24 protein-coding genes are annotated in these 22,915 nt (G+C 60.4%); 14 read left to right on the forward strand and 10 right to left on the reverse strand.

The window, feature by feature from the left end; genetic code table 11:
* Window positions 1-38: 38 nt before the first annotated feature.
* Both C5L12_RS08115 and C5L12_RS08120 read right to left on the reverse strand, forming a co-directional pair.
* Window positions 39-605 carry an RNA polymerase sigma factor gene (locus tag C5L12_RS08115; RefSeq protein ID WP_105371519.1) on the reverse strand — a complete coding sequence of 189 codons (567 nt, stop codon included), beginning with the start codon at window positions 603-605 and terminating at the stop codon, window positions 39-41.
* Window positions 602-784: a NepR family anti-sigma factor gene (locus tag C5L12_RS08120; RefSeq protein WP_105371591.1), complete on the reverse strand. Its 183-nt coding sequence runs from the start codon at window positions 782-784 to the stop codon at window positions 602-604. Before C5L12_RS08120 ends, C5L12_RS08115 begins: the two co-directional genes overlap by 4 nt.
* A 169-nt stretch (window positions 785-953) precedes the next feature.
* Between C5L12_RS08120 and C5L12_RS08125 the strand changes: the two genes are divergently transcribed.
* Window positions 954-1,748, forward strand: a complete 795-nt coding sequence (locus tag C5L12_RS08125) for a response regulator (RefSeq protein ID WP_105371520.1) — start codon at window positions 954-956, stop codon at window positions 1,746-1,748.
* Window positions 1,749-1,941: 193 nt separating this feature from the next.
* Window positions 1,942-2,946, forward strand: a complete 1,005-nt coding sequence (locus C5L12_RS08130; protein WP_245422809.1) for a sensor histidine kinase — start codon at window positions 1,942-1,944, stop codon at window positions 2,944-2,946.
* Window positions 2,947-3,208: 262 nt separating this feature from the next.
* Here C5L12_RS08130 and C5L12_RS08135 read toward each other — a convergent pair whose 3' ends face one another.
* The 4 genes from C5L12_RS08135 to C5L12_RS08150 all read right to left on the reverse strand — a co-directional run bounded on the left by C5L12_RS08135 (window position 3,209) and on the right by C5L12_RS08150 (window position 7,254).
* Window positions 3,209-3,406: a CsbD family protein gene (locus tag C5L12_RS08135; protein ID WP_105371521.1), complete on the reverse strand. Its 198-nt coding sequence runs from the start codon at window positions 3,404-3,406 to the stop codon at window positions 3,209-3,211.
* Window positions 3,407-3,537: 131 nt separating this feature from the next.
* Entirely contained in the window at window positions 3,538-4,464 is a 927-nt protein-coding gene (locus C5L12_RS08140; RefSeq protein ID WP_105371522.1) for an ABC transporter permease, read from the reverse strand.
* Entirely contained in the window at window positions 4,457-5,467 is a 1,011-nt protein-coding gene (locus tag C5L12_RS08145; RefSeq protein ID WP_105371523.1) for an ABC transporter permease, read from the reverse strand. The genes C5L12_RS08140 and C5L12_RS08145 overlap by 8 nt, the downstream gene beginning before the upstream one ends.
* 77 nt (window positions 5,468-5,544) lie before the next feature.
* The gene (locus tag C5L12_RS08150; RefSeq protein ID WP_105371524.1) at window positions 5,545-7,254 is read right to left on the reverse strand and encodes a peptide ABC transporter substrate-binding protein; all 1,710 of its coding nucleotides are present in this window, start codon (window positions 7,252-7,254) and stop codon (window positions 5,545-5,547) included.
* Window positions 7,255-7,579: 325 nt separating this feature from the next.
* Here C5L12_RS08150 and C5L12_RS08155 point away from each other — a divergent pair, with 325 nt between their 5' ends.
* The 11 genes from C5L12_RS08155 (at window position 7,580) to C5L12_RS08205 (ending at window position 20,432) form a co-directional block, all read left to right on the forward strand.
* A complete protein-coding gene (locus C5L12_RS08155) occupies window positions 7,580-8,743 on the forward strand; it encodes a M20 aminoacylase family protein (protein WP_105371593.1) in 1,164 nt (387 codons plus the stop codon).
* Window positions 8,744-8,769: 26 nt separating this feature from the next.
* Window positions 8,770-10,617 (forward strand): ABC transporter ATP-binding protein, encoded by a 1,848-nt coding sequence (locus tag C5L12_RS08160; protein WP_105371525.1) that lies wholly within the window; start codon window positions 8,770-8,772, stop codon window positions 10,615-10,617.
* A gap of 77 nt (window positions 10,618-10,694) precedes the next feature.
* The gene (locus tag C5L12_RS08165; RefSeq protein WP_105371526.1) at window positions 10,695-11,648 is read left to right on the forward strand and encodes a sugar-binding transcriptional regulator; all 954 of its coding nucleotides are present in this window, start codon (window positions 10,695-10,697) and stop codon (window positions 11,646-11,648) included.
* A 145-nt stretch (window positions 11,649-11,793) separates the two neighbouring features.
* The gene (locus C5L12_RS08170; RefSeq protein WP_105371527.1) at window positions 11,794-13,119 is read left to right on the forward strand and encodes an ABC transporter substrate-binding protein; all 1,326 of its coding nucleotides are present in this window, start codon (window positions 11,794-11,796) and stop codon (window positions 13,117-13,119) included.
* 146 nt (window positions 13,120-13,265) lie between these two features.
* Entirely contained in the window at window positions 13,266-14,138 is an 873-nt protein-coding gene (locus C5L12_RS08175) for a carbohydrate ABC transporter permease (protein WP_105371528.1), read from the forward strand.
* 9 nt (window positions 14,139-14,147) lie between these two features.
* Window positions 14,148-14,972 carry a carbohydrate ABC transporter permease gene (locus C5L12_RS08180; protein ID WP_105371529.1) on the forward strand — a complete coding sequence of 275 codons (825 nt, stop codon included), beginning with the start codon at window positions 14,148-14,150 and terminating at the stop codon, window positions 14,970-14,972.
* 11 nt (window positions 14,973-14,983) lie between these two features.
* Window positions 14,984-15,988, forward strand: a complete 1,005-nt coding sequence (locus C5L12_RS08185) for an ABC transporter ATP-binding protein (protein ID WP_105371530.1) — start codon at window positions 14,984-14,986, stop codon at window positions 15,986-15,988.
* A gap of 221 nt (window positions 15,989-16,209) precedes the next feature.
* On the forward strand, window positions 16,210-17,691 hold the full coding sequence (locus C5L12_RS08190) for a mannitol dehydrogenase family protein (RefSeq protein WP_105371531.1): 1,482 nt from the start codon (window positions 16,210-16,212) through the stop codon (window positions 17,689-17,691).
* A gap of 12 nt (window positions 17,692-17,703) precedes the next feature.
* A complete protein-coding gene (locus C5L12_RS08195) occupies window positions 17,704-18,411 on the forward strand; it encodes an HAD family hydrolase (protein ID WP_162712376.1) in 708 nt (235 codons plus the stop codon).
* A gap of 48 nt (window positions 18,412-18,459) precedes the next feature.
* Window positions 18,460-20,037, forward strand: a complete 1,578-nt coding sequence (locus C5L12_RS08200) for an FGGY-family carbohydrate kinase (RefSeq protein WP_105371533.1) — start codon at window positions 18,460-18,462, stop codon at window positions 20,035-20,037.
* A gap of 2 nt (window positions 20,038-20,039) precedes the next feature.
* Complete coding sequence (locus C5L12_RS08205) at window positions 20,040-20,432, forward strand: ester cyclase (RefSeq protein ID WP_105371534.1); 393 nt, start codon at window positions 20,040-20,042, stop codon at window positions 20,430-20,432.
* 52 nt (window positions 20,433-20,484) lie between these two features.
* Here C5L12_RS08205 and C5L12_RS08210 read toward each other — a convergent pair whose 3' ends face one another.
* The 3 genes from C5L12_RS08210 to C5L12_RS08220 form a co-directional block, all read right to left on the reverse strand.
* Complete coding sequence (locus C5L12_RS08210; protein ID WP_105371535.1) at window positions 20,485-20,685, reverse strand: hypothetical protein; 201 nt, start codon at window positions 20,683-20,685, stop codon at window positions 20,485-20,487.
* A gap of 83 nt (window positions 20,686-20,768) precedes the next feature.
* Window positions 20,769-21,200 (reverse strand): SRPBCC family protein, encoded by a 432-nt coding sequence (locus C5L12_RS08215; protein WP_105371536.1) that lies wholly within the window; start codon window positions 21,198-21,200, stop codon window positions 20,769-20,771.
* Entirely contained in the window at window positions 21,197-21,520 is a 324-nt protein-coding gene (locus C5L12_RS08220) for an ArsR/SmtB family transcription factor (RefSeq protein ID WP_105371537.1), read from the reverse strand. The genes C5L12_RS08215 and C5L12_RS08220 overlap by 4 nt, the downstream gene beginning before the upstream one ends.
* Window positions 21,521-21,714: 194 nt before the next feature.
* On the opposite strand from C5L12_RS08220, the gene C5L12_RS08225 reads away from it, so the two are divergent.
* Window positions 21,715-22,428 (forward strand): sulfate transporter family protein, encoded by a 714-nt coding sequence (locus C5L12_RS08225; protein WP_105371538.1) that lies wholly within the window; start codon window positions 21,715-21,717, stop codon window positions 22,426-22,428.
* Here C5L12_RS08225 and C5L12_RS08230 read toward each other — a convergent pair.
* Window positions 22,425-22,850 (reverse strand): VOC family protein, encoded by a 426-nt coding sequence (locus C5L12_RS08230; RefSeq protein WP_105371539.1) that lies wholly within the window; start codon window positions 22,848-22,850, stop codon window positions 22,425-22,427. The genes C5L12_RS08225 and C5L12_RS08230 overlap by 4 nt on opposite strands.
* Window positions 22,851-22,915: the final 65 nt, after the last annotated feature.

The raw sequence follows: 22,915 nt of genomic DNA on the forward strand, positions 1-22,915 counted from the left end.
CGGGGGCCGCTTTTCCTTGTTGATCAACCGCTTGATTTTCAGCTGCCGAAGGCGCGGGCGGTGATTGCGGCGTGGTCCGGGTCGGGACCGAAGTCGCCTTCGCCGGAGACGCCGAGCAATTCCTGAAGACGGGTACGGGCCCGGCTGACACGGCTCTTGATCGTGCCGACGGCACAGCCGCAGATCGTGGCGGCCTCTTCATAGGCAAAGCCGGCAGCTCCCACGAGAATGATCGCTTCACGCTGATCGTCGGGCAGCTTGTCGAGAGCCTTGCGGAAATCCTGAAGGTCGAGGCGGCCATACTGCTCCGGATGCACCGAAAAACGCTCGCTGAAGAGGCCGTCGCTGTCCTGGACCTCGCGGCCGCGCTTGCGCATCTGGCTGTAGAATTCGTTGCGAAGGATCGTAAACAGCCAGGCCCTCATGTTGGTCCCGGCAGTGAAGCTGGACTGGTTGGCCCAGGCCTTCATGATCGTGTCCTGCACCAGGTCGTCGGCTTTGTCGTGCCGGCCGGTCAGGGATACCGCAAAAGCGCGCAGATTGGGCAGCGACGCCAGGAGGTCGCGCTTGAAGCCGCGATCGTCGATCTCGTCTTCTTTGCTCATTTTACTTTCACCGGCTTTGCGTTTCTCTCGGCCTGCTCCAGGCGCTCAAGAAGGTCGAGAAAACGGTCCGGAATTCCTTCCTCTTGCACGGCATCGTAGAATTCGCGCAGTTTGCGAGAAATGGAAGCGTTAGGCTGCACCGCTCCAGGTCTGACTTCGTGGGGTTGAATTGTCGTCATATCATCTTTTTTTCTATCTTCTTCTTCACTCATCACGCGGGCAGCCTGTTGCGATATCTCGGGCATGAGAATTCCTGGGAGGAAAATAAGTTCCCCCTTCCGGAACTTTTTTTACTTGCCCACGTTCATAATGGGTCAATTGCCCGTCGGGCATCAGGGGAGATTTTGTATGTCACTTACCACACGCGTTGCGTCTCACCTTCCTTATCTGCGTCGATATGCAAGGGCAGTCACCGGATCTCAGACCTCGGGAGACGCCTATGTCGCTGCGGTCCTGGAAGCGCTGATCGCAGACGTTTCTATATTCCCGGAAACGTCCAAGGACCGTGTCTCGCTTTATAAACTATTCGTCACGATTTTTGGTTCCACCAACATCGAAATCCGGCCGATCGAGTCGCCTTTCGCGTGGGAGCAACGTGCGGCATCCAATCTGTCGACATTGCCCTCGCAGGCCCGGCACGCTTTTCTGCTGATATCGGTCGAAGGTTTCAGTATCGAGGAAACAGCCGAGGTGCTGGATGTCAGCGTCAGCGAAGTCAACCGCCTGCTCGATGAAGCGACCCGCGAGATCTCCCGCCAGGTTGCAACGGAGATCATGATCATCGAAGACGAACCGCTGATTGCGCTTGATATCGAGCAGATGGTGCAGGACCTCGGACACCGTGTCACGGGCATCGCGCGCACCCACAAGGAAGCGATTTCGCTCTTCAATACGTCTCATCCGAAGATGGTGCTTGCCGATATCCAGCTTGCGGACGGCAGCTCCGGTATCGACGCCGTCAATGAAATCCTGAAGTCGTCCAGTGTGCCGGTCATCTTCATTACCGCTTTTCCGGAGCGGCTCCTGACCGGCGAACGCCCGGAGCCTGCCTTCCTCGTCACCAAGCCGTTCAATCCGGACATGGTGAAGGCACTGATCAGCCAGGCGCTCTTCTTCAACGAGGCGGTGAAGGCGGCTGCGTGATCTGCGCGACGCAAGGAGAACAGCGGTCGTCGCCAGCTGGCGCGACCCTGCCTACTCCTTTAGCGGCAGCTGATGTCGTCGCTGCCGGGTTGTTCCAGCACTTGCGACGTCCTATAAATGCCAAACTTGCAAATCCGGGGTCTCTCCAGCGGGCACCCCGGTTTCCCCGGAAGTCCGCAACGGAGTGAGGAAATTGTCGCATCCCCTGACATGGCAGCAGGCTGGTCAGAGCGATGACAAACTGCGTGAATTTTTCATGCCGGCACTCGTGGATCTCGGCGTGAGCGTCATCATCCAGGATTCCCGCCTCAATTATCTCTTCGTCACAAACCTTCCGGAGGTCTGGGCAACCGAGCACGTGACGACGCCGAGCGATATCAGCCTCTTTGGCGAAGACGTAGCCGCCAAGCTTAAGGCTCTCAAGTCGGCCATCACCGAGCCGGGCAAAAACGGCCATATCGAAATCACCGTCGGAACCGAGCAGGTCTACGAATTTCGCGTGCAGGCGGTGGAATTTTCAAAGCGCGGCATCCACCTCGTCACCACCATTATCGACCGGTCGGAGGAGCGCCATCGCGAGCGGCTGCTGCGGGCGCTGTTGAGAGAAGTCAGCCACCGCTCCAAGAACCTGCTTGCGATCATCCAGAGCATTGCGCTGCAGACGGCCCGTTATTCCGGCTCTCTCGAGCTTTTCCTGCACAAGTTCCGGGGGCGGCTCTATTCGCTTTCGCAATCCCAGGACCTGATTACCGATTCCAGCTGGCGCGGCGCTTATTTCTTCGAGCTCGTGCAGCAGCAGACGGAAAAATACCTGCCGGAAAACAAACATCTGGTGCGTGTCGAGGGCGACAACGTGCTGCTGACGCCGAACGCATCGCTGCATCTCGGGCTCGCCTTGCACGAACTGATCGTCAATGCGGTAAGCCACGGGTCGCTTCTGCGCAGCGGCCGCGTCATCAATATCACCTGCGGGCGCATGCAACTTGACGGCCATGACGTGCTGGAGATCGTCTGGGACGAGGTTCTGGAAGCGGCCGTCAACTCGCAGGAGCATGAAGAGGCGTTGAAGGCGCATTTCGGCAGCACCGTGCTGGAGCGCGTCGTCCCGGCTGCCGTCAACGGCAAGGCTCAATATGTCATCGCCTATGACCGCATCAGCTACAGGCTGGTTTTTCCTCTGGAAGGCGCCAACGACTAAGAAGATCGAGGGAGACTTCGACGTCGCGACGAGGGATGCTACCTCCGTGTGTCGCCGTGATGGAAGATACCGCTGCCTGCTTGCTTGTCCCCAAAACTGAGCTGGCCCGGTTCCGATTGACGGAGCCGAGCCAGTTCGTCTCTTCGAGGGGGATTGAAGAGTATGTCCGAAGGCTTTTGTAGGGCGGGGGACGGGGGGTTGCCTTCGAACACTGCTATAACGAGTGGTCCCGGAATAGGTTCCGGGACCCTCGAAAAAAAATTCAGTGCCGGCGGAGCCAGTCGTCGACTTCCCGATCGGCCTCGTCCTGTGCCTTGCCGTAGCGTTCCTGGATCTTGCCGGCGAGCTGCTTGCGGTTGCCCGCGATGACATCCAGATCATCGCCGGTCAACTTGCCCCACTGGCTCTGAACTTTGCCTTTGAACTGTTCCCAATTTCCTTCCACCTGATTCCAGTTCATCGTCTTGCTCCCGTGTTTGTGGGGTGGGTCATTCCACCACGCAGTTGAACGAGATGATCCGGTTGCGGGTTCCGGCCGAGGACAAAACAAAAATGGCGGCCGAAGCCGCCATCTGGGTGCATGGGGGCGGATCAGTGTTTCAACGCCCTTGGATCCAGCGCGTCGCGGATTGCGTCGCCCATATAATTGACGCTGAGCACAGTGAGCGAGATCGCCAGGCCCGGCCAGAGCACGCGCGATGGTGTGAGCTGCAGGAAATTTGCGCCGTCGAACAGGAGGCGTCCCCAGGTCGGGAAATCCGAGGGGAAACCAAGGCCCAGGAAGCTAAGAGCCGACTCCGTGATAATCGCCGAAGCGATGCCGAGCGTGGCCGAGACCATGATGGAACTCAGCACGTTGGGCAGGATATGCCTCAGGATGATCCGGTACTCCCGCATGCCGCTCGATTTCGCCGCCAGGATGAATTCCTGGCTTTTTACCGCCAGCACGTCGCCGCGGACGATACGGGCAGTGTGCATCCAGCTGGTGATCCCGATCACGAAGACGATCAGGATGAAGATGCCGGTTTCCGGTCCGAAGGCGGCGCGGAGCGTGTCGCGGAACAGCATGATGATGACGAGCAGCAAAGGCAGGAGCGGCAGCGCCAGGAACAGGTCGGTGATGCGCATCAGTGGCCCGTCGAGCCTTCGGATATAGCCGGAGACGACACCGACCAGCGTTCCGAGGAAGAGCGCCAGCAGCATGGCGGTGATGCCGACGGCAAGCGAGATGCGTCCGCCGGCGAGCACCTGGGCAAGCATGTCCTTGCCCAGGTTGTCGGTGCCGAACGGGTGAGCGAGCGACGGCCACTGGTTTTTGTCGCGGATGTTGATGGCATTCGGGGCCACCCGGTGGATATACGGGCCGACGAAGACCGCCGTCACGATGAACGTGAAGACGATAAGCCCGACGACGCCGCCTCTGTGAGCGCGAAACTGTCGCCATATATCGACGAGGGCGGAACGAGCGGGCGAGGCGGCCTTGGCGGGCGGTGCGGTTACGATGGTCGCATCAGTCATAACGGATCCTCGGATCAAGAATGCCGTAGAGTACGTCGGCGATGAGGTTGAAGAGCACGATCAGCACCGCGAAGATGAAGGTGAGCGTCTGCACGAGCGGGATATCCGCCCCCTGCACGGCAGTGATCAGCAATTGGCCGAGGCCATTTACGCGAAAGATCTGCTCCGTGATGATGGCGCCCGAGAAGATCGTCGGGACGCCGAGCGCAATGACCGTCACCACAGGGATCAGGCTGTTGCGCAGCACATGGATGAGCAGGACGGACTTTTCCTTGACGCCCTTGGCGCGGGCGGTCCGCACATAGTCCTGATGCAGGTTGTCCAGCATCGAGGCCCGCACGAAACGGGTGATCTGGGACGCGTTGAAGAGAGCCAGGACCGTGACGGGCAGTATCATCTGCTTCATTTGCGCAATGAAACTTCCAAAGTCCGTGACCCTCAGATTGGTGTCGTAGACCGACGGAAACCATTGCAGATAGGAGGAGAAGATGACGATCAGGAGGACGCCGGTGAAGAAGGTCGGAACGGAATAGCCGACCATGGCCAGGAAGGTGCCGATCTGGTCGAAGATCGAATACTGCTTGTAGGCGGAAATGACGCCGATCGGGATGGCGATCAGGACGCCGAAGAGATAGGCGAGACCGACCACCCAGAGGGTCTGCGGCAGGCGCTGGACGATCAGATCGACCACCGGGCTTCGGGTCGCCCAGGAGAGCACCCGCATGCGCTCGCCGTCGCCGACCTGCCAGCCGGTGAGGCTTTCGAAAATGTTGAGCGGTTCATTGATGAAGAATTGCTGCAGCCATTTCAGGTAGCGGATGAGGAAAGGTTGATCGAGGCCGAGAGAAGCGCGGATCTGTTCGCGGACTTCCGGGGGGATCGTCAACGGCAGGTCGCCGGTCGGATCGCTGGGCGCAAGATCCAGCAGCGCAAAGATGACGAAGCTGATAACCAGCAGCGTCGGGATTGCAAAAAGCAATCGCCGCAAAGTGTATGTGAACATCGAGAACTCTCCGAACTGGCGCGGAAGGAAGGGCGTTCGCCGGGCCTACGCTCAAAGGCGAGGCCCGGCGATCGTCGTTACTTCTTGCGCGACCAGTCGGCGACGTTCCAAAGTTCGGAGTCCCAGGCGTTCATCCGAACGCCGTCAAGCTTTACGGAATGCGAGGAGACGCTGCCGCGGTGGATGAGCGGGATATGCGCACCCTCTTCGGTCAGCATGTCGTTGAGTTGCTTGGCAAGTTCTTCACGCTTGGAAATATCAGCGGTCTTGGAGAGCTCGCCGACGAGCTTGTCATAAGCCGGGTTGCAGTAACGCGGGATGTTCTGGCCCTGCCAGCCGTTCTCCGGGCTCGGAACCTTGTCGCACAGCCATTCGGCCAGGTACTTTTCCGGGTCGGTGCCGTCGAAGTTGTTGGTGTACATTTCGACGTCGGCATAGAACTTCTGAAAGGTGTCAGGGCTTGCCGGGTCACCACCGAAGAAAACCGAAGCGCTGACGTTGCGCAGTTCGGCACCCACGCCGATCTGCGACCACATGTCCTTGACGAGTTCCTGCGTCGCCTGACGGACAGAGTTGGTCGAAGTCTGGTAGAGGAAAGACAGTTTCACGCCATCCTTGGCGCGGATGCCGTCGCCGCCCTTTTTCCAGCCGGCGTCGTCGAGCAGCTTGTTGGCCGCGTCAACGTCCTGCTTGAGGCACCAGCTGTCGTTCTTGGTCGATGCATAGGCTTCCGGCGCAGGAACGATATTGCAGGTCGGCTTGCCAGCTTCGCCGTAACCGGCCTCGTCGATCACGCTGCGATCGATCGCCAGCGAAAGCGCGCGGCGGACAGCCGGGTCTTTCAGGGCCGGATGCGGGCCTGCTTCCTTGGTGGAGCGCTTGTCGCCGAGCTTCGGATCCGGGTTGTACCAATTGAGGTTGATACGTTCGACCTGGGTGCCGAAGGCGGTCACGAGTTCGCCCTTGCCGGCTTTCAGCATGGTGGCCAGCACTTCCGGCTCGACCTGCATGTTCCAGGCATAGTCGAACTCGCCCGTTTCCAGAACGGCGCGTGCGGCCGAAGCGGCATCGCCGCCGCCCTTCAGGGTCGCGGTTGCAAACGCCGGCTTGGCGGGATCGCGATAGTTCTTGTTGGCCTCGAAGGTGATGACGTCGTTCGGCTTGAATTCCTTGACGACGAAGGGACCGGTGCCGATCGGGCCGAAGTTGGCCGAGGTGCAGCCCGGAGCCTTGGCGCCGACGCAGTTTTCGAACTGCTTCTTCTGGATCACCGGGGACTGGGCGCCGACGAAGGCGCTGTAGGGATAGGGCTTCGGTTCGGAAAAAGTGATCTTGACGGTCATCGGGTCCGGAGCTTCGACGCTCGTGACGCCTTCATACTGGGCCTTCTGCGCGCAGCCGCCATCCGGCGCGACGCAATATTTCCAGGTGAAAATGACATCATCGGCCGTAAAAGGCGTGCCATCCGACCACTTGACGCCGGATTTCAGCTTCCAGGTCATGCTAAGCAGGTCCTTGGCGACGCCACCGTTCTCGATCGTCGGGATCTCGGTGACCAGCATCGGCACGAGTTCGCCCTTCTCGTCGTAACGGGCGAGCGGTTCGATCACCATAGAGGATGAATAGACTTCCTTGGTGCCGCCGGACAGGTAAGGATTAAGGGTGGAGACGGCCTGCCAGAAGAGGATCTTCAGGTCGCCGTCGGTGCCTCGTTCGGCATGGGCGGCGGAGCCGGCGAAGGCAAGCGCGGCAACCGTGCCAGCCAGAAGAAGTTTGCGGTTTTTCATGCTGTTATTCCCCTTGTCGTTCTCTTATGAGTTGTGTTGACGGGCCTTCCGGTCATGCCGGAATTTGGAGCCTGGGGTCCGCGAAGGCGTTTTGTAACTTGTTGACTTCGCAGGACGATTTTTCCTTTTATCCTCCTCGAAAATTATACTCAAAACAAGTTAAACCGTGTCGCCTGAAGCGAGCATGATCAAAATTTGAGCCATCTAAGCATAGGCCTATTTTCCGTTCAAGCCGGAAAATTGAAGCTTGCAAAACCTGCTTTATGCGTCGCAATATCCGCCCCGACCAGAGTGGGAAACAGAGAAAGACAACGAGGTCTCGATCATGCCAGTCATCAATCGCGTCGCGGAAATGCAGGATCAAGTCGCCGAATGGAGGCGCCATCTGCACCAGAATCCGGAGCTGCTCTACGACGTTCACGAGACCTCCAAATTCGTCGCCGAAAAGCTGAGATCCTTCGGCTGCGATATCGTCGAGACGGGCATCGGCCAGACCGGCGTCGTCGCCGTCATCAAGGGCAATCAGGGCGAAGGCCCTGTTGTCGGTTTCCGGGCCGACATGGACGCGCTGCCGATCCTCGAAACCTCCGGCAAACCCTGGGCCTCGAAGACACCTGGCAAGGCACATTCCTGCGGCCATGACGGCCATACCGCAATGCTGCTCGGCGCTGCCCAATATCTCGCCGAAACCCGGAATTTCAAGGGTTCCGTCGCGGTAATCTTTCAGCCGGCCGAAGAGGGTGGGGCGGGCGCGTTGGCGATGATCAACGACGGCCTGATGGAGAGGTTCGGCATCGCCCAGGTGTTCGGCATGCACAATGAGCCACGCCTGCCGGTCGGCAGCTTTGCGATCCGCAAGGGTTCGACCATGGCGGCTGCCGACACGTTCGAGATCACCGTCCATGGCCGCGGCAGCCATGCCGCGCAGCCGCATCTTTCGATCGATCCGGTCCTCGCGGCCTCGCATATCGTCGTTGCGCTGCAGTCGATCGTCTCACGCGAGACCGATCCTTTGAAGTCGCTCGTGGTGACCGTCGCATCGATCCACGGCGGCGAGGCGAGCAACGTCATTCCCGCCTATGTCAAGCTGGCCGGCACGGTGCGTACCCTGCTTCCGGAAACCCGCGATTTTGCCGAAAAACGACTGACGGAAGTAGCCCAGTCGACCGCAATCGCCCATGGCGCGACCGCGGAGATCGTCTATAACCGCGGATACCCCGTCACCTTCAATCATGACGAGGAGACCGATTTCGCTGTGGAGATCGCCAGCAAGGTTGCGGGCTCCAGAGCCGTGCACACCAATGTTCCGCCGCATATGGGAGCGGAAGATTTCTCCTACATGCTGGAAACCCGGCCCGGCGCGTTCATCTTCATCGGCAACGGCGATACCGCAAGCCTCCACAATGCGGCTTATGATTTCAACGACGAGGCCATTCCCTACGGCGTCAGCTATTGGGTGACGCTCGCCGAAACAGCACTCGCCGCCTGACATCCGAACCTCAAGGAGAATTTTCCATGCTGCTTTCGGGAACTGCAATGGAACAGGGCGGCGGTTCGGTGACCCCGGTCCTTTCGGTGCGTAATCTGTCAACCTCGTTTCGCGTGAACGACGAATGGCGCACGGTGGTCCGCAATATTTCCTTCGACGTGGCGCCGCGTGAAACGGTGGCGATCGTCGGTGAATCCGGCTCGGGAAAAAGCGTCACGTCGCTTTCGATCATGCGGCTCCTGCCGAAGAATTCGAGCCGGATCGAAGGACAGGTCTTCCTCAACGGCCGGGAGCTTCTATCCCTTCCCGAAGAGCAGATGCGGCAGGTGCGCGGTAACGACATCTCGATGATCTTCCAGGAGCCGATGACCTCGCTCAACCCGATCTTTCCGATCGGCAAGCAGATCGCCGAAGCTCTCACCGTCCACACGGAGATTTCCAAGGCCGAAGCCAAGGCGGAGGTGATCCGCCTGCTCGAAAAGGTGCGGATCCCGAACGCGAAAAGCCGCTTCGATGAATATCCGCACCAGTTTTCGGGTGGCATGCGCCAGCGGGTGATGATCGCCATGGCGCTCGCCTCCAAGCCGAAGCTGTTGATCGCCGACGAGCCGACCACGGCGCTCGACGTCACCATCCAGGGGCAGATCCTCGACCTCATCAAGGTGCTGCAGGAAGAGGAGGGCATGTCGGTTCTCTTCATCACCCACGACATGGGTGTCGTGGCCGAAGTCGCCGACCGCACCATCGTCATGTATCGGGGCGATGCCGTGGAGACGGGGGAAACCGACGACATCTTCCATCGCGGCAGGCATCCCTACACGCGAGCACTCCTGTCCGCCGTGCCGCGGCTCGGGTCGATGGGCGAGCGCAAGCTTCCCTTGCGATTCCCGATCATCGACGTCAAAACCGGCGAACAGCAACCGCTAGCGGATGTCGCCGACACTGTCGCCAAGGGAAAGACGCCGATCCTCGATGTCAAGGATCTAACCACCCGCTTCGACATCCATTCCGGCCTTTTCGGCCGCAAAAGCGGCGCCGTGCACGCGGTGGAGAAGGTTTCCTTCAATCTTTTCGAAGGCGAAACGCTGTCGCTCGTCGGCGAATCGGGCTGCGGCAAGTCGACCACCGGCCGCTCGGTCACGCGTCTCATCACGCCGACCAGCGGCGAGGTGATGCTCGACGGCTATGAGGTGATGAAGCTCGACCAGCCGACGCTGCGCAAGATGCGCCGTTCGATCCAGATGGTCTTCCAGGATCCCTTCGCCTCGCTCAACCCGCGCATGAGCATCGGGTCGGCGGTGATGGAGCCGTTCATCGAGCACAATCTCGGGACCAAGCAACAGGCGCGCGACAAGGCGGCGAGCCTGATGGACAAGGTCGGCCTTTCCGCCGACATGATGAAACGCTTTCCGCACGAATTCTCAGGCGGCCAACGGCAGCGCATCGCGATCGCCCGGGCGCTGATGCTCGATCCGAAGGTGATCGTGGCGGACGAGGCGGTCTCCGCACTCGACGTGTCGATCAAGGCGCAGGTCTGCAATCTGCTTTTGGACCTGCAGCAGAGCCTGAACCTCGCTTTCCTGTTCATTTCCCACGACATGGCGGTGGTGGAGCGGGTCAGCCACCGGGTTGCCGTCATGTATCTTGGCGAAATCGTCGAGATCGGCCCGCGGGCGGCGGTATTTGAAAATCCGCAACATCCCTATACCCGCAAGCTGATGTCGGCCGTGCCGATCCCCGATCCCTCGCGCCGCAGGGTCAAGCGCAACATGTCGACGGATGAGATCAAAAGCCCGATCCGCCCCGTCGGCTACGTACCGCCGAGACGGGAATATCGCGAGGTGGGCGTGGGGCATCTGGTGCAGGTGGCTTGAGGTTTCCTATCGCCTTTACACCCGTTTGACAGAAACTCGCAAAACGTGGCAGCAACGCGCGGAGGAGATTTTCTGCCATGGCAAAACGGTCTGATACGCAAGGACGGCTCGATGATGCGGCGCGGGCCGGGTGGCTCTATTATGTTGCGGGGCGCACCCAGGACGAGATTGCCGCGGCCATGAGCATCTCGAGGCAATCGGCACAGCGGCTGGTCTCGCTCGCGGTGGCCGAACGTCTCATCAAGGTGCGTCTCGATCATCCGATAGCGGCCTGCCTGGAACTTGCCGAAGCGCTGCGCAAGAAATACGGCCTGCGCCATTCGGAGGTCGTGCCGAGCGATCCTGCCGGCGTCTCCAGCACGGTCGGCATCGCCGAAGCGGCTGCTGCCGAGATCGAGCGCTGGCTCAAGCGTCCGGACCCGATCATCATCGCCATCGGAACAGGCCGTACGCTGAAAGCCGCCGTCGACCAATTGCCGCCGATGGAATGTCTGCAGCACCGGATCGTCTCGCTCACCGGCAATATCGGCCCAGACGGCTCAGCCGCTTACTACAACGTCATCTTCTCCATGGCGGACGCGATCAAGGCACGGCATTTCCCGATGCCGCTGCCGGTCCTCTGTTCGTCGGCGGCGGAGCGCGAAACGCTGCACGGCCAAGCGCTGGTTCGTTCAACACTGGAACTCGGCGCTCAGGCGGACGTCACATTCGTCGGCATCGGCGAACTGGGCGTCGACGGTCCTCTGTGCATTGACGGGTTCCTCGGCAAGGAGGAGATGCTGGACCTGGTCAAGAGCGGCGCTGCCGGCGAGATCTGCGGCTGGATTTACGATCGCGAAGGGCAATTGCTCGGCAATTCCATCAATGATCGCGTTGCCAGTGTTCCAATCCCGTCCCGCGAAAAGTCTTCGGTTATCGGAATCGCCCTGGGCAGGAAAAAGTTTGCGGCAATTTCCGGCGCGCTGAAGGGCAAAATCATCAACGGCATCATCACGGATGAAGCCACTGCCGAGCAATTGCTCTCCGTTTGAGCAAAATTATCCACTGTTGAATCAATGGCATGTCCCGTCTCCGCTGCAGTGCAGCGACGAAAGGCGATTGACTTTCCGTGTGGGTTGATGAGTAATTGCCCACGAGCAAAGCGAATGCTCGTTACTCATCTTCTGGGAGGAAGATATGACATTGAAGACGGTTTTGCTGGGCGCCTGCTCGGCGCTGGCGTTTGCCGGCATTTTCTCCACCGCGGCTTCGGCTGAAACTCTCACGATTGCTACCGTCAACAACGGCGATATGGTCCGCATGCAGGGCCTGACTTCGGAGTTCACCAAGGCCAATCCGGATATCGAGATCAACTGGGTCACGCTGGAAGAGAACGTGCTGCGTGAGCGCGTCACCACCGACATCGCCACCAAGGGCGGCCAGTACGACATCCTCACGATCGGCAACTACGAAGTGCCGATCTGGGCGAAACAGGGCTGGCTGCTGGAGCTCAACAAGCTCGGCGACAAATACGACGCCAACGACATACTGCCGGCGATCAAGGGCGGTCTGACGGTCGACGGAAAGCTTTACGCCGCGCCGTTCTATGGCGAGTCCGCGATGATCATGTACCGCAAGGACCTGTTCGACAAAGCGGGCCTCAAGATGCCGGAAAACCCGACCTGGGAATTCATCGGCGATGCTGCCCGCAAGATCACCGACCGCGCCAACGACATCAACGGCATCTGCCTGCGCGGCAAGGCCGGTTGGGGCGAGAACATGGCCTTTGTTACGGCACTCACCAATTCCTTCGGCGGCCGCTGGTTCGACGAAAAGTGGAACCCGCAGTTCGACCAGCCGGAATGGAAGGCCGCTCTTCAGTTCTACGTCGATCTGATGAAGGATGCCGGTCCGTCGGGCGCTTCCTCGAACGGCTTCAACGAGAACCTGACGCTGTTCCAGCAGGGCAAGTGCGGCATGTGGATGGACGCCACGGTTGCGGCTTCCTTCGTTTCCAATCCGAAGGATTCGACCGTTGCCGACAAGGTGGGCTATGCGCTCTTCCCGAGCAAGGAAGGCGTCAACAACCACGGCAACTGGCTGTGGTCCTGGAACCTTGCCGTCCCGACCTCCTCCAAGAAGGGCGACGCGGCTCAGAAGTTCATCTCCTGGGCGACCAGCAAGGAATACACCCAGCTCGTCGCGTCCAAGGAAGGCTGGGCGAACGTTCCTCCGGGCACCCGCACCTCGCTCTACAACAACGCCGAATACAAGAAGGCCGCAGCCTTCGCGGCTCCGACGCTTGCAGCGATGGGTGCGGCCGACATCACCAAGCCGACTGTCAAGCCGGTGCCCTACACCGGCGGCCAGTTCGTCGCGATCCCTGAATTCCAGGCGATCGGCACGAATGTCGGCCAGCTCTTCTCCGCGGTGGTCGCCGGGCAGTCCTCGGTGGATGATGCGCTCGCACAGGCCCAGTCGGCCACCAAGCGCGAAATGACCCGCGCCGGCTACATCAAGTAACCTCCCGAGCATCGGCCGCCCGGTCCTCTTTTCCACCGGGCGGTCAAGCTACAATCCGTCACTGATACAACAAAAGCAGCGATGTTCCTGCGCCGGTCTCCTTCCCAAAGAAAAAAGGCGCGGGGCAACAGAGGGAGGGCGTCGATATGGCAACGCAAAACACGAAAACGTTGGCGCGCCTGATGATGGCGCCCTCCGTCTTGCTTCTTCTCGTCTGGATGATCGTTCCCCTGGCGATGACATTGTGGTTCTCGTTCCAGAACTACAATCTGCTCAATCCCGCCAATGTGAGCTTCACCGGTTTCTTCAACTACGAGTATTTCTATACCGATCCGGCCTTCTTCCAGTCGATCTGGAATACGCTGGTCATCGTCGGCGGGGTGCTGCTGATCACCGTGGTGGGCGGTATTGCGATCGCGCTTCTGCTCGACCAGCCGATCTTCGGCCAGGGCATCGTCCGCATCCTGGTGATCTCGCCCTTCTTCGTCATGCCGCCGGTCGCGGCGCTGATCTGGAAGAACATGATCATGCATCCGGGCTATGGTGTGCTGGCGGATATCGCCAAGTTCTTCGGTCTCCGGCCCGTCGACTGGTTCGCGCAATATCCGCTGTTTTCGATCGTCGTCATCGTTGCCTGGCAATGGCTGCCTTTCGCCACCCTGATCCTGCTCACTGCGCTGCAGTCGCTCGACGGCGAACAGAAGGAAGCGGCGGAGATGGACGGGGCCAATTTCTTCAACCGCTTCATCTATCTGGTGCTGCCGCATCTCGCCCGCGCCATCACGGTCGTCATCCTGATCCAGACGATCTTCCTGCTTGGGGTTTACGCGGAAATCCTCGTCACCACCAATGGCGGCCCGGGTTATGCCTCCACCAACCTCGCCTTCCTGATCTACCGCACGGCGCTTCTCGGCTACGACGTCGGCGGCGCCTCGGCAGGCGGCATCATCGCGGTCGTTCTCGCCAATATCGTCGCCTTCTTCCTGATGCGCGCTGTCGGCAAGAACCTGGATCGATAGGAGACGGATATGGCTCGCAATGTCACGACAAGACACAAGGTCACCGCCACGGTTTTTGCCTGGATCGTCGCCCTCATCATCTTTTTCCCGATCCTCTACACGCTGATCACCAGCGTGAAGACGGAGCCGGAAGCAATCGCCGGCTTCAGCCTGATCCCTTCCGGCACGTTCGAGAACTATGTGACGGTGCAGACGCAACGCGACTATTTCAAGCCGTTCATGAACTCGGTCGTGCTGGCGGTCGGTTCGACCATCCTGGCGCTGATCATCGCGATCCCGTCGGCCTGGGCCATGGCATTCTCGCCGACCAAGCGAACCAAGGACATCCTGATGTGGATGCTCTCCACCAAGATGATGCCGGCGGTGGCGGTGCTGGTGCCGATCTACCTGATGTTCCGCGATTTCGGGCTGCTCGACACTCGCATCGGGCTCACCGTCATGCTGACGCTGATCAACCTACCGATCGTCGTGTGGATGCTCTACACCTATTTCCGCGAGATTCCGGGCGAGATCCTGGAAGCGGCACGCATGGACGGCGCCGGCCTCTGGCAGGAGATCGTCTACGTGCTGACGCCGATGGCGGTGCCCGGCATTGCCTCGACGCTGCTCTTGAACATCATCCTCGCCTGGAACGAAGCCTTCTGGACGATCCGGTTGTCGACAACCAATGCGGCGCCGCTGACGGCCTTCATCGCCTCGTTCTCCAGTCCGCAAGGCCTCTTCTGGGCGAAACTATCGGCGGCCTCGACCATGGCGATCGCGCCGATCCTCATCCTCGGCTGGTTCAGCCAGAAACAACTCGTTCGCGGCCTGACCTTCGGCGCGGTTAAGTAAGGAATACGGATATGGGCAGCATCACGCTCAGACAAGTGTCGAAGGTCTTCGGCGAAGCGAAGGTCATCCCTTCGATCGACCTCGAGATCAACGACGGCGAATTCGTCGTTTTCGTAGGCCCGTCGGGCTGCGGCAAGTCCACGCTGCTGCGGCTGATTGCCGGTCTCGAAGACGTTTCCGGCGGCCAGATCCTGATCGACGGCAAGGACGTCACCCACGCAGCACCCGCCGAGCGCGGCCTGGCTATGGTCTTCCAGTCCTATGCGCTTTATCCGCATATGAGCGTCAGGAAGAACATCGCCTTCCCGCTGAAGATGGCGAAGATGGAGCAGTCGGCGATCGACAAGAAGGTAGAGGCCGCCGCCCGCGTTCTGAACCTCACCGACTATCTGGAGCGCCGCCCCTCGCAGCTTTCCGGCGGCCAGCGCCAGCGTGTCGCGATCGGCCGCGCCATCGTGCGCGAACCCTCTGCCTTCCTGTTCGATGAGCCCCTGTCGAACCTCGACGCGGCCCTGCGCGGCACGATGCGGCTCGAAATCAGCGATCTGCATCATCAGCTTAAGACGACGATGGTCTACGTCACCCATGACCAGGTGGAGGCCATGACCATGGCCGACAAGATCGTCGTCTTGAACCGCGGAAATATCGAGCAGGTCGGCTCGCCGCTCGACCTTTACAAGTCGCCGCGCAACCTCTTCGTCGCCGGCTTCATCGGTTCGCCAAAGATGAATTTCATCGACGGAGCCTATGCCCAGTCGAGGAGCGCCAGGACCGCCGGCATCCGTCCGGAACACCTCGGCCTCTCGAAGGACAGTGGCACCTGGCGCGGCACCGTGAAGGTCGCCGAACATCTCGGCGCCGATACGTTCCTGCACCTCGATGTCGACGGTATCGGTCCCATCACCGCGCGCTGCGACGGCGAGTTCGGCGCCTATCATGGCGATACGGTCTACATGACCCCGGACGAGTCCAAGCTGCATCGTTTCGACGACAAGGGGCTGGCGATCCGGGGATAAGATGCCGACGGGGGCGCTGTGTTCTCCGCCGTCATCCTCGGGCTTGTCCCGAGCATCTAAGCCGGTTCAGCAGGGTAGGCGTGGATAGATCCTCGGGACAAGCCCGAGGATGACGGCGAGGGGAGTGCAAGACGCCTGCCGACCGCGGCTTTCAATCGGGGTCCAGGTCTTGGTCTGAATTATTGGCTTGGGATTTCTCAGGCCATACTGGAGTTAAGATAATGACGGTAAAACTTTCGCTGGCGAGCTTGAAAGACGTGGCGCGCACCGCCGCCGTGCCGGCCTATGATCCGAAGAGTTTGACCCCCGGCATCCTGCATTTCGGGGTGGGTAATTTCCATCGTGCCCATCAGGCGATCTACCTCGACGACCTGTTCAACACCGGCAAGGCACATGACTGGGCGATCATCGGCGCGGGCGTCATGCCATCCGATGCGGCGATGCGCGACAAGCTCGCGGCCCAGGATTTCCTCACTACCGTGGTCGAACAGGACAACAACAGGACCGCCGCCCGCGTCACCGCGCCAATGACCGATATCATCGCTCCGGGCGAAACCGCGGCGCTGATCGAGAAGCTCGCGGACCCGACGATCCGTATCGTCTCGATGACGATTACCGAAGGAGGCTATTTCATCGATGCCGCCGGCCACTTCAACCCGGCCCATCCGGCGATCGCCGAGGACAGCAGGAATCCCGATAGTCCGAAAACCGTCTTCGGCCTCATCCTTGCCGGCCTCAGAGAGCGGAAGGCGAGGGGTATTGCGCCCTTCACCATCATGTCCTGCGACAACATTCCCGGAAACGGCGAGGTGACGGAGAACACCGTCATAGGGCTCGCAAAACTTGCCGATCCGGACTTTGCCCGCTGGATCCACGACAACGTCGCGTTTCCCAATTCGATGGTCGACCGCATCACGCCCGCGACCGGCCAGCGCGAGATCGGCATCCTCAGGAACGATTTCGATATCGATGACAACTGGCCGGTCTTCTGCGAAGAGTTCAAGCAATGGGTGATGGAGGACAATTTTCCCTCCGGCCGACCGCGGCTGGAAGAGGTCGGCGTCCAGTTCGTGCCCGATGTTGCGCCCTACGAGCTGATGAAGATCCGCATCCTGAATGGCGGCCATGCGGCAATCGCCTATCCGGCAGCACTTCTCGACATTCATTTCGTGCATGAGGCGATGGAGCATCCGCTGATCCGCGCGTTCCTCGCCAAGCTGGAAAAGGACGAGATCATCCCGATCGTGCCGCCGGTGCCCGATACCGATCTCAACGACTATTACGGCCTGATCGAGCGCCGTTTCCTCAACCCGAAGATCGGCGACACCATTCCGCGGCTGGCGCAGGACGGTTCCAACCGGCAGCCGAAATTCATCCTGCCGTCCACCCGCGACCGGCTCGCCAAGGGCCTCGATATCATCGGCCTGTCGCTCGTCTCGGCGCTCTGGTGCCGCTACTTTGCCGGCACGTCAGATAGCGGCCGGGAGATCGTCTTCAACGACGCCAGCGCCGACAAGCTGCACGCGGCCGCGCTGAAAGCCAGGGATAACCCGGACGCCTTTCTTGTGTTCGACGAGATCTTCGGCGAGGTTTCGAAATCCGAGCTGTTCCGGAAACGCTTCGCCCATGCGCTCTCGACGCTCTGGAGGGAGGGGACGGCCAGGACGCTCGAACTTTATCTTCGGGACGAACTTGTCAAATAACGGGTTGGCAAAGTGCTTCAAACGGCGGGACCACTGGTGATCTTCGATTGCGACGGGGTTCTCGTCGACAGCGAACCCGTTTCGGTCCGCGTTCTGGTCGATGCCCTTCGCCGCAAGGGCCTCGACATGGACGAGACGGAAGCCTATCGCCGCTTTCTCGGCCGCAGCCTCGCCACCATTACCAGGACCATGCGCGAGGAATTCGCCGTCGAGGCGGACGAGAGCTTTCTGGAAGACATGCGCCACGATCTCTACGCCCGCTTTCGCAGGGAGTTGCAGCCCATGGCCGGCATTGCCGATGCGCTCGATGGTCTTGATCTGCGTCGCTGCGTCGCCTCGTCCAGCCAGCCGGAGCGCATCCGGCTGTCCTTGACGCTGACGGGCCTCATCGACAAGCTCGAACCGAACATCTTTTCCGCCGCTATGGTTGCACACGGCAAGCCGGCGCCGGACCTCTTCCTGCATGCGGCAAGCCAGATGGGGACCGATCCGGAAAATTGCATTGTCATCGAGGACAGTCCCGCCGGCATCGAGGCGGGCCACCGTGCCGGGATGGCCGTTTTTGCCTTCGTCGGCGGTTCGCATGCCGGCACTCCGGGCTACCGGGAAAGGATCGACGCGCTTTCGCCCGAAGTGGTGTTTGACGCGATGCCGGATTTGATCCACCTTGTCCGAAAATATGTCGAGGGCCGCAATGGCTCCGTTTCGCAGCAGGCTTAGGCTTGCAGCGGCATATGGGACAGGCACAGGGACAGGAAACAGATCCGGATGCGTGATCACCTCGTCGCGGTCGATATCGGCACCGGCAGCGCACGTGCCGGAGTGTTTGACCGCAGCGGGCGGCTCCTAGCAAAGGCTAAGCAGCCGATCCTGATGTTCCGGCCGAAGGAAAACCACGCCGAGCACGATTCGGAGGACATCTGGGCCGCCGCCTGCCGCGTCGTGAAGGAAGCACTGGGCGAGGCCGGAATCACGCCGGACCGCATCGCCGCGATCGGCTTCGATGCCACCTGTTCGCTCGTCGCCCGTGATCGCGATGGCAATCAGCTCAGCGTCTCGACGACCGGCAGGGACGCGCAGGACACCATCGTCTGGCTCGACCATCGGGCAATCGAGGAGGCCGATCTGCTTTCGGCCACCGGCCACAAGGTGCTGGAATTTTCGGGCGGCTCGCTGTCGCCCGAGATGGAAATGCCGAAGCTGATGTGGCTGAAGAAACACCTGCCCGGGAGCTGGGCGAGGGCAGGTTATTTCTTCGACCTTGCCGATTTCCTCACCTGGAAGGCGACCGGTTCGGGTCATCGCTCACGCTGCACGCTGACGGCCAAATGGAACTATCTCGCCCACGAAAATCCCGGCTGGAACGCCGATTTCTGGGCGCTTGCCGGGCTGGAGGACCTCAAGGAGAAGGGCGGCCTGCCGGAAGAGACCCTCGGCGCCGGAGCCACGATGGGCAGCCTCGGCGCGAAGGCAGCTGAGGAACTCGGCCTCGATACCGGCGTTCAGGTGGCGCCGGGTCTGATCGACGCCTATGCGGGCGCTTTGGGCGTGCTCGGCGGTGCGTCGGGAAGAGCAGAACTCGAGGCGAGCGTTGCCCTGATCGGCGGCACGTCGAGCTGCGTCGTCGCCTTCGCACGGGATGCAAAGCCCGGGCGAAGCCTCTGGGGCCCCTACTACGAAGCGGTCCTGCCGAACCATTGGGTGGTCGAGGGCGGCCAGTCGGCGACCGGCGCGCTGCTCGACCATATGGTACACATGCATGCCGCCGGCGGCGAGCCGACAGCGGACCTGCACGGGCGCATCATCGCCCGCATCGGCGAATTGCGCGCAGAGACCGATGGCGACATTGCCCCGAACCTTCACGTCCTGCCGGATTTTCACGGCAACCGCTCGCCGCTTGCCGATCCGCATGCGACAGGCGTCATCAGCGGGCTCACTCTCGACACCTCCTTCGACGGGCTTTGCCGGCTCTACTGGCGCGCTTCAGTCGCCATCGCGCTCGGCATCCGCCATATCCTCGAAACGCTCGCCGATCACGGCTATCGTTTCGACACCCTGCATGTCACCGGCGGCCATGTGAACAACCCGCTGCTGGTCGAGCTTTATGCGGACGTGACAGGATGCAAGGTGGTGATCCCACAAAACCGAGACGCCGTTCTGCTCGGCACGGCAATGACCGCGGCGGTCGCCGGCGGCGTGCAGCCGAGCCTGTTCGAGGCGGGGCGGGCGATGGACGGCGGCGGCAGCGAACGGCTGCCGGATTCGGCGCGTGCGGCGCAATACGCCCGGGATTACCGGCGGTTCCTGGCGATGGTCAGGCATCGGGAGGAATTGCGGGGGATTTGACCATGAACAGCCCGGACCTCGACGAAATATATCGCGAATACATTGCCTGCCTGAACAGCCAGGACTGGCAGAATCTGGCTTGCTTCGTCAGTGACGAGGTTGTCCACAATGGCAGACGGCTTGGCCTGTCAGGCTATCGGAGCATGCTGGTCCACGACTTTGAGCAGATTCCCGACCTGCATTTTTCCATCCATCTGCTCGTCTGCGAACCACCTCATGTGGCGGCGAGGCTTGCCTTCGATTGCGCCCCAAAGGGCACGTTTCTCGGCCTCGACGTTAACGGAAGGCAAGTTTCTTTCACCGAGAATGTTTTCTACCGATTCCAAACGGGAAAGATCACGGAGGTCTGGTCCGTCATCGACAAGGCCGCCATCGAGGTTCAGCTTAAACAATAGGCCTCCCTTGCTCGCGATGCCACATGCCTACCTCCGCTCGTCATCCCTCTGCTCAGACGTTGCGTCTCACATAAGGCAGTGCAAACATATAGAGCCCGCTGAACAGCAGCAGAAATAGGGAAGGCAGTGGGGAGTAGACGATCCAGGCGGGCGGTTCGCCGAATGCCATGGCGGCGAAGTTGGCGGCGACGGTCAGCGTGAAGATGATCGACAGCCAGCGGTGGGACTGCCGGATTGCGTTGCTCCAGGTCATGGTCTTTTCTTTCAAAATCGGTCGTTGATGGTTGCCGGCTTGTCCGCCGGATGGCCGGATGCGGTTCCCATGACGGGCGGTTTTCAGGCCTGTGCGTCCAAAACCTTCTCCAGCGTCTCCAAAAAGCCCTGCCAGCCATGACGGGCGCCGTGAAAGGCCTGTTTCTGCTCCGGCCGGAAGCCGGTCTGCTCAATGCGCAGATGCGTTCCCTTGGCGGTCGGCGTGAGGGTCAGGGTCACCACGCTTTTCAGGTCATAGGCCGCATCGTCATGCGCAAAGTTCCAGGTGTAGGAGAGCCGTTCGTTCGGCTCGACGATCAGGACTTCGCAATCCAGCACGCCGCCCCATTCCCCGCGGAGATTGAAACGGTGTCCGACGACGGGTGCGAAATCGTTCTTCATCAGCCATTCCTGGATCAGGTGCGGCTGGGTAAGCGCGCGCCAGATCTTTTCCGGCGGGTGAGGGATCTCCCGTTCCACCATCACGGTGCGGGCCTCAGGCGATACTTCGTTCATTGGTCCATCCTTTTAAGAAGATCTTCGAGAGCATCGAACTTCTTTTCCCAGAAGCTGGTCATCTCGTTTGCCCAGTCGACCAGGGGAGCAAGCGCGGCGAATTCCGCGCTGTAATGCGTCTGCCGTCCCTCGGGGCGGTCGCGCACCAATCCGGCCCGCTTCAGGGCCGCAAGATGTTTCGAAACGACCGGCTGCGAAACTCCGGCCCGGGCCGTCAGGGCTCCGACCGTCTTTTCTCCTTCCCGGCACAGGCGTTCGAAGATCGCCCGCCGGGTGGGATCGGCAAGCGTTCTGAAGATCTCGTCATGGGCGGCTGTCACGTCAATTCATACCTCGTCGGCTATGAATTGATGTATAGCTGGTGAGCTATGAATTGGTCAAGCGGGAAACGCGAAGTGGCATTTGCATAATTTATTACGGTGTTCCGCCCTGGCCGCCGCCGGTGAGGAGGGGCGCTCGTGCTTGTTCGCGCGCACTCTCCCACCTACATCTTGGCGGCAACCGGAGACCTTGCATGATCCTCGACGCAGCACGCCTTTCGCTTCTCAATCTTTTCGCGCCGGAAACACGCAATGTCTTCTGGAAGACGCTGGGGTTGACGATCCTGGTCCTGGTCGGCCTCTGGTTCGGGCTGCGGGAGCTCTTTTCCTTTTATGCCTGGCCGTGGATGGCTGCGTTCTTTCCGGATCTGCCGGATTGGACCGGCTGGCTCACCTTCATTGCCGCCATCGCTGCCAGCATCGGGCTAGCCCTGGCGCTGGCGCTCCTGATCGCGCCGATCACGGCGCTGATCGCCGGCCTGTTTCTCGACGATGTCGCCGAGGTGGTCGAGAAGCGCGATTATCCCAATGACGTGCCCGGCAAGGCGATGCCGCTTGCCGAGGCGATGGCAAGTTCGATCAAGTTTCTGGGCGTCGTCATCGTCGGCAACATCATCGCATTGTTTCTGTTGTTCATTCCCGGCATCAACCTGATCGCCTTCTTTCTGGTGAACGGTTATCTGCTCGGGCGGGAATTCTTCGAGTTCGCGGCGATGCGGTTTCGCACGCCGACGGACGCTCGCGCCTTCCGCTCGAAACATTCCTCGACTGTGTTCATGGCGGGCCTTCTGATCGCTTGTTTTCTGGCCGTCCCGATCGTTAACCTTCTGACGCCGCTTTTTGCCGCGGGCCTGATGGTGCATCTCCACAAGGCGATCTCGAAGCGCGATCCGGCGTTCAAGGGTTAGGCCGGCAGAGCCAAACCATCGTACATTGATGCAAACTCGGCACTTGGCGGGATAGGCTTGATGACGTCGATCAACACGCCGTTGGGGTCTGACGTGATGAAATGCCGCTGGCCGAAATCTTCGTCGCGGAGATCGAGCCGGATCGGCAAACCGGCTGCTTTGAGACGTTCGTAGACCGCATCGACATCCTCAACCTCGAAGTTCAGGAGCAGGCCGGAGACTTTGCCGCGACTGCTTTTCGGGATGGTTTCATGGCTACCGTCGAGGATTGCCAAGGTTACGTGTTCGCTTTTCCTGGATTGCAGATGCACATACCAGTCTGCCGAAAACAGCGCCTCGAAGCCGAAGTGCCGAATGTAGAAATCGGATGTGCCGGCGACATCGCCGGTCATAATGACGGGATAATAGCTGCAGATCTTCATGGCTTTCCCTCCTAGGACTTTACGGATACATTCAGTCTGTATGTAAATTTATAGATACATTCAGT

It is taken from the genome of Neorhizobium huautlense (assembly GCF_002968575.1).
GTDB lineage: Bacteria > Pseudomonadota > Alphaproteobacteria > Rhizobiales > Rhizobiaceae > Neorhizobium > Neorhizobium huautlense.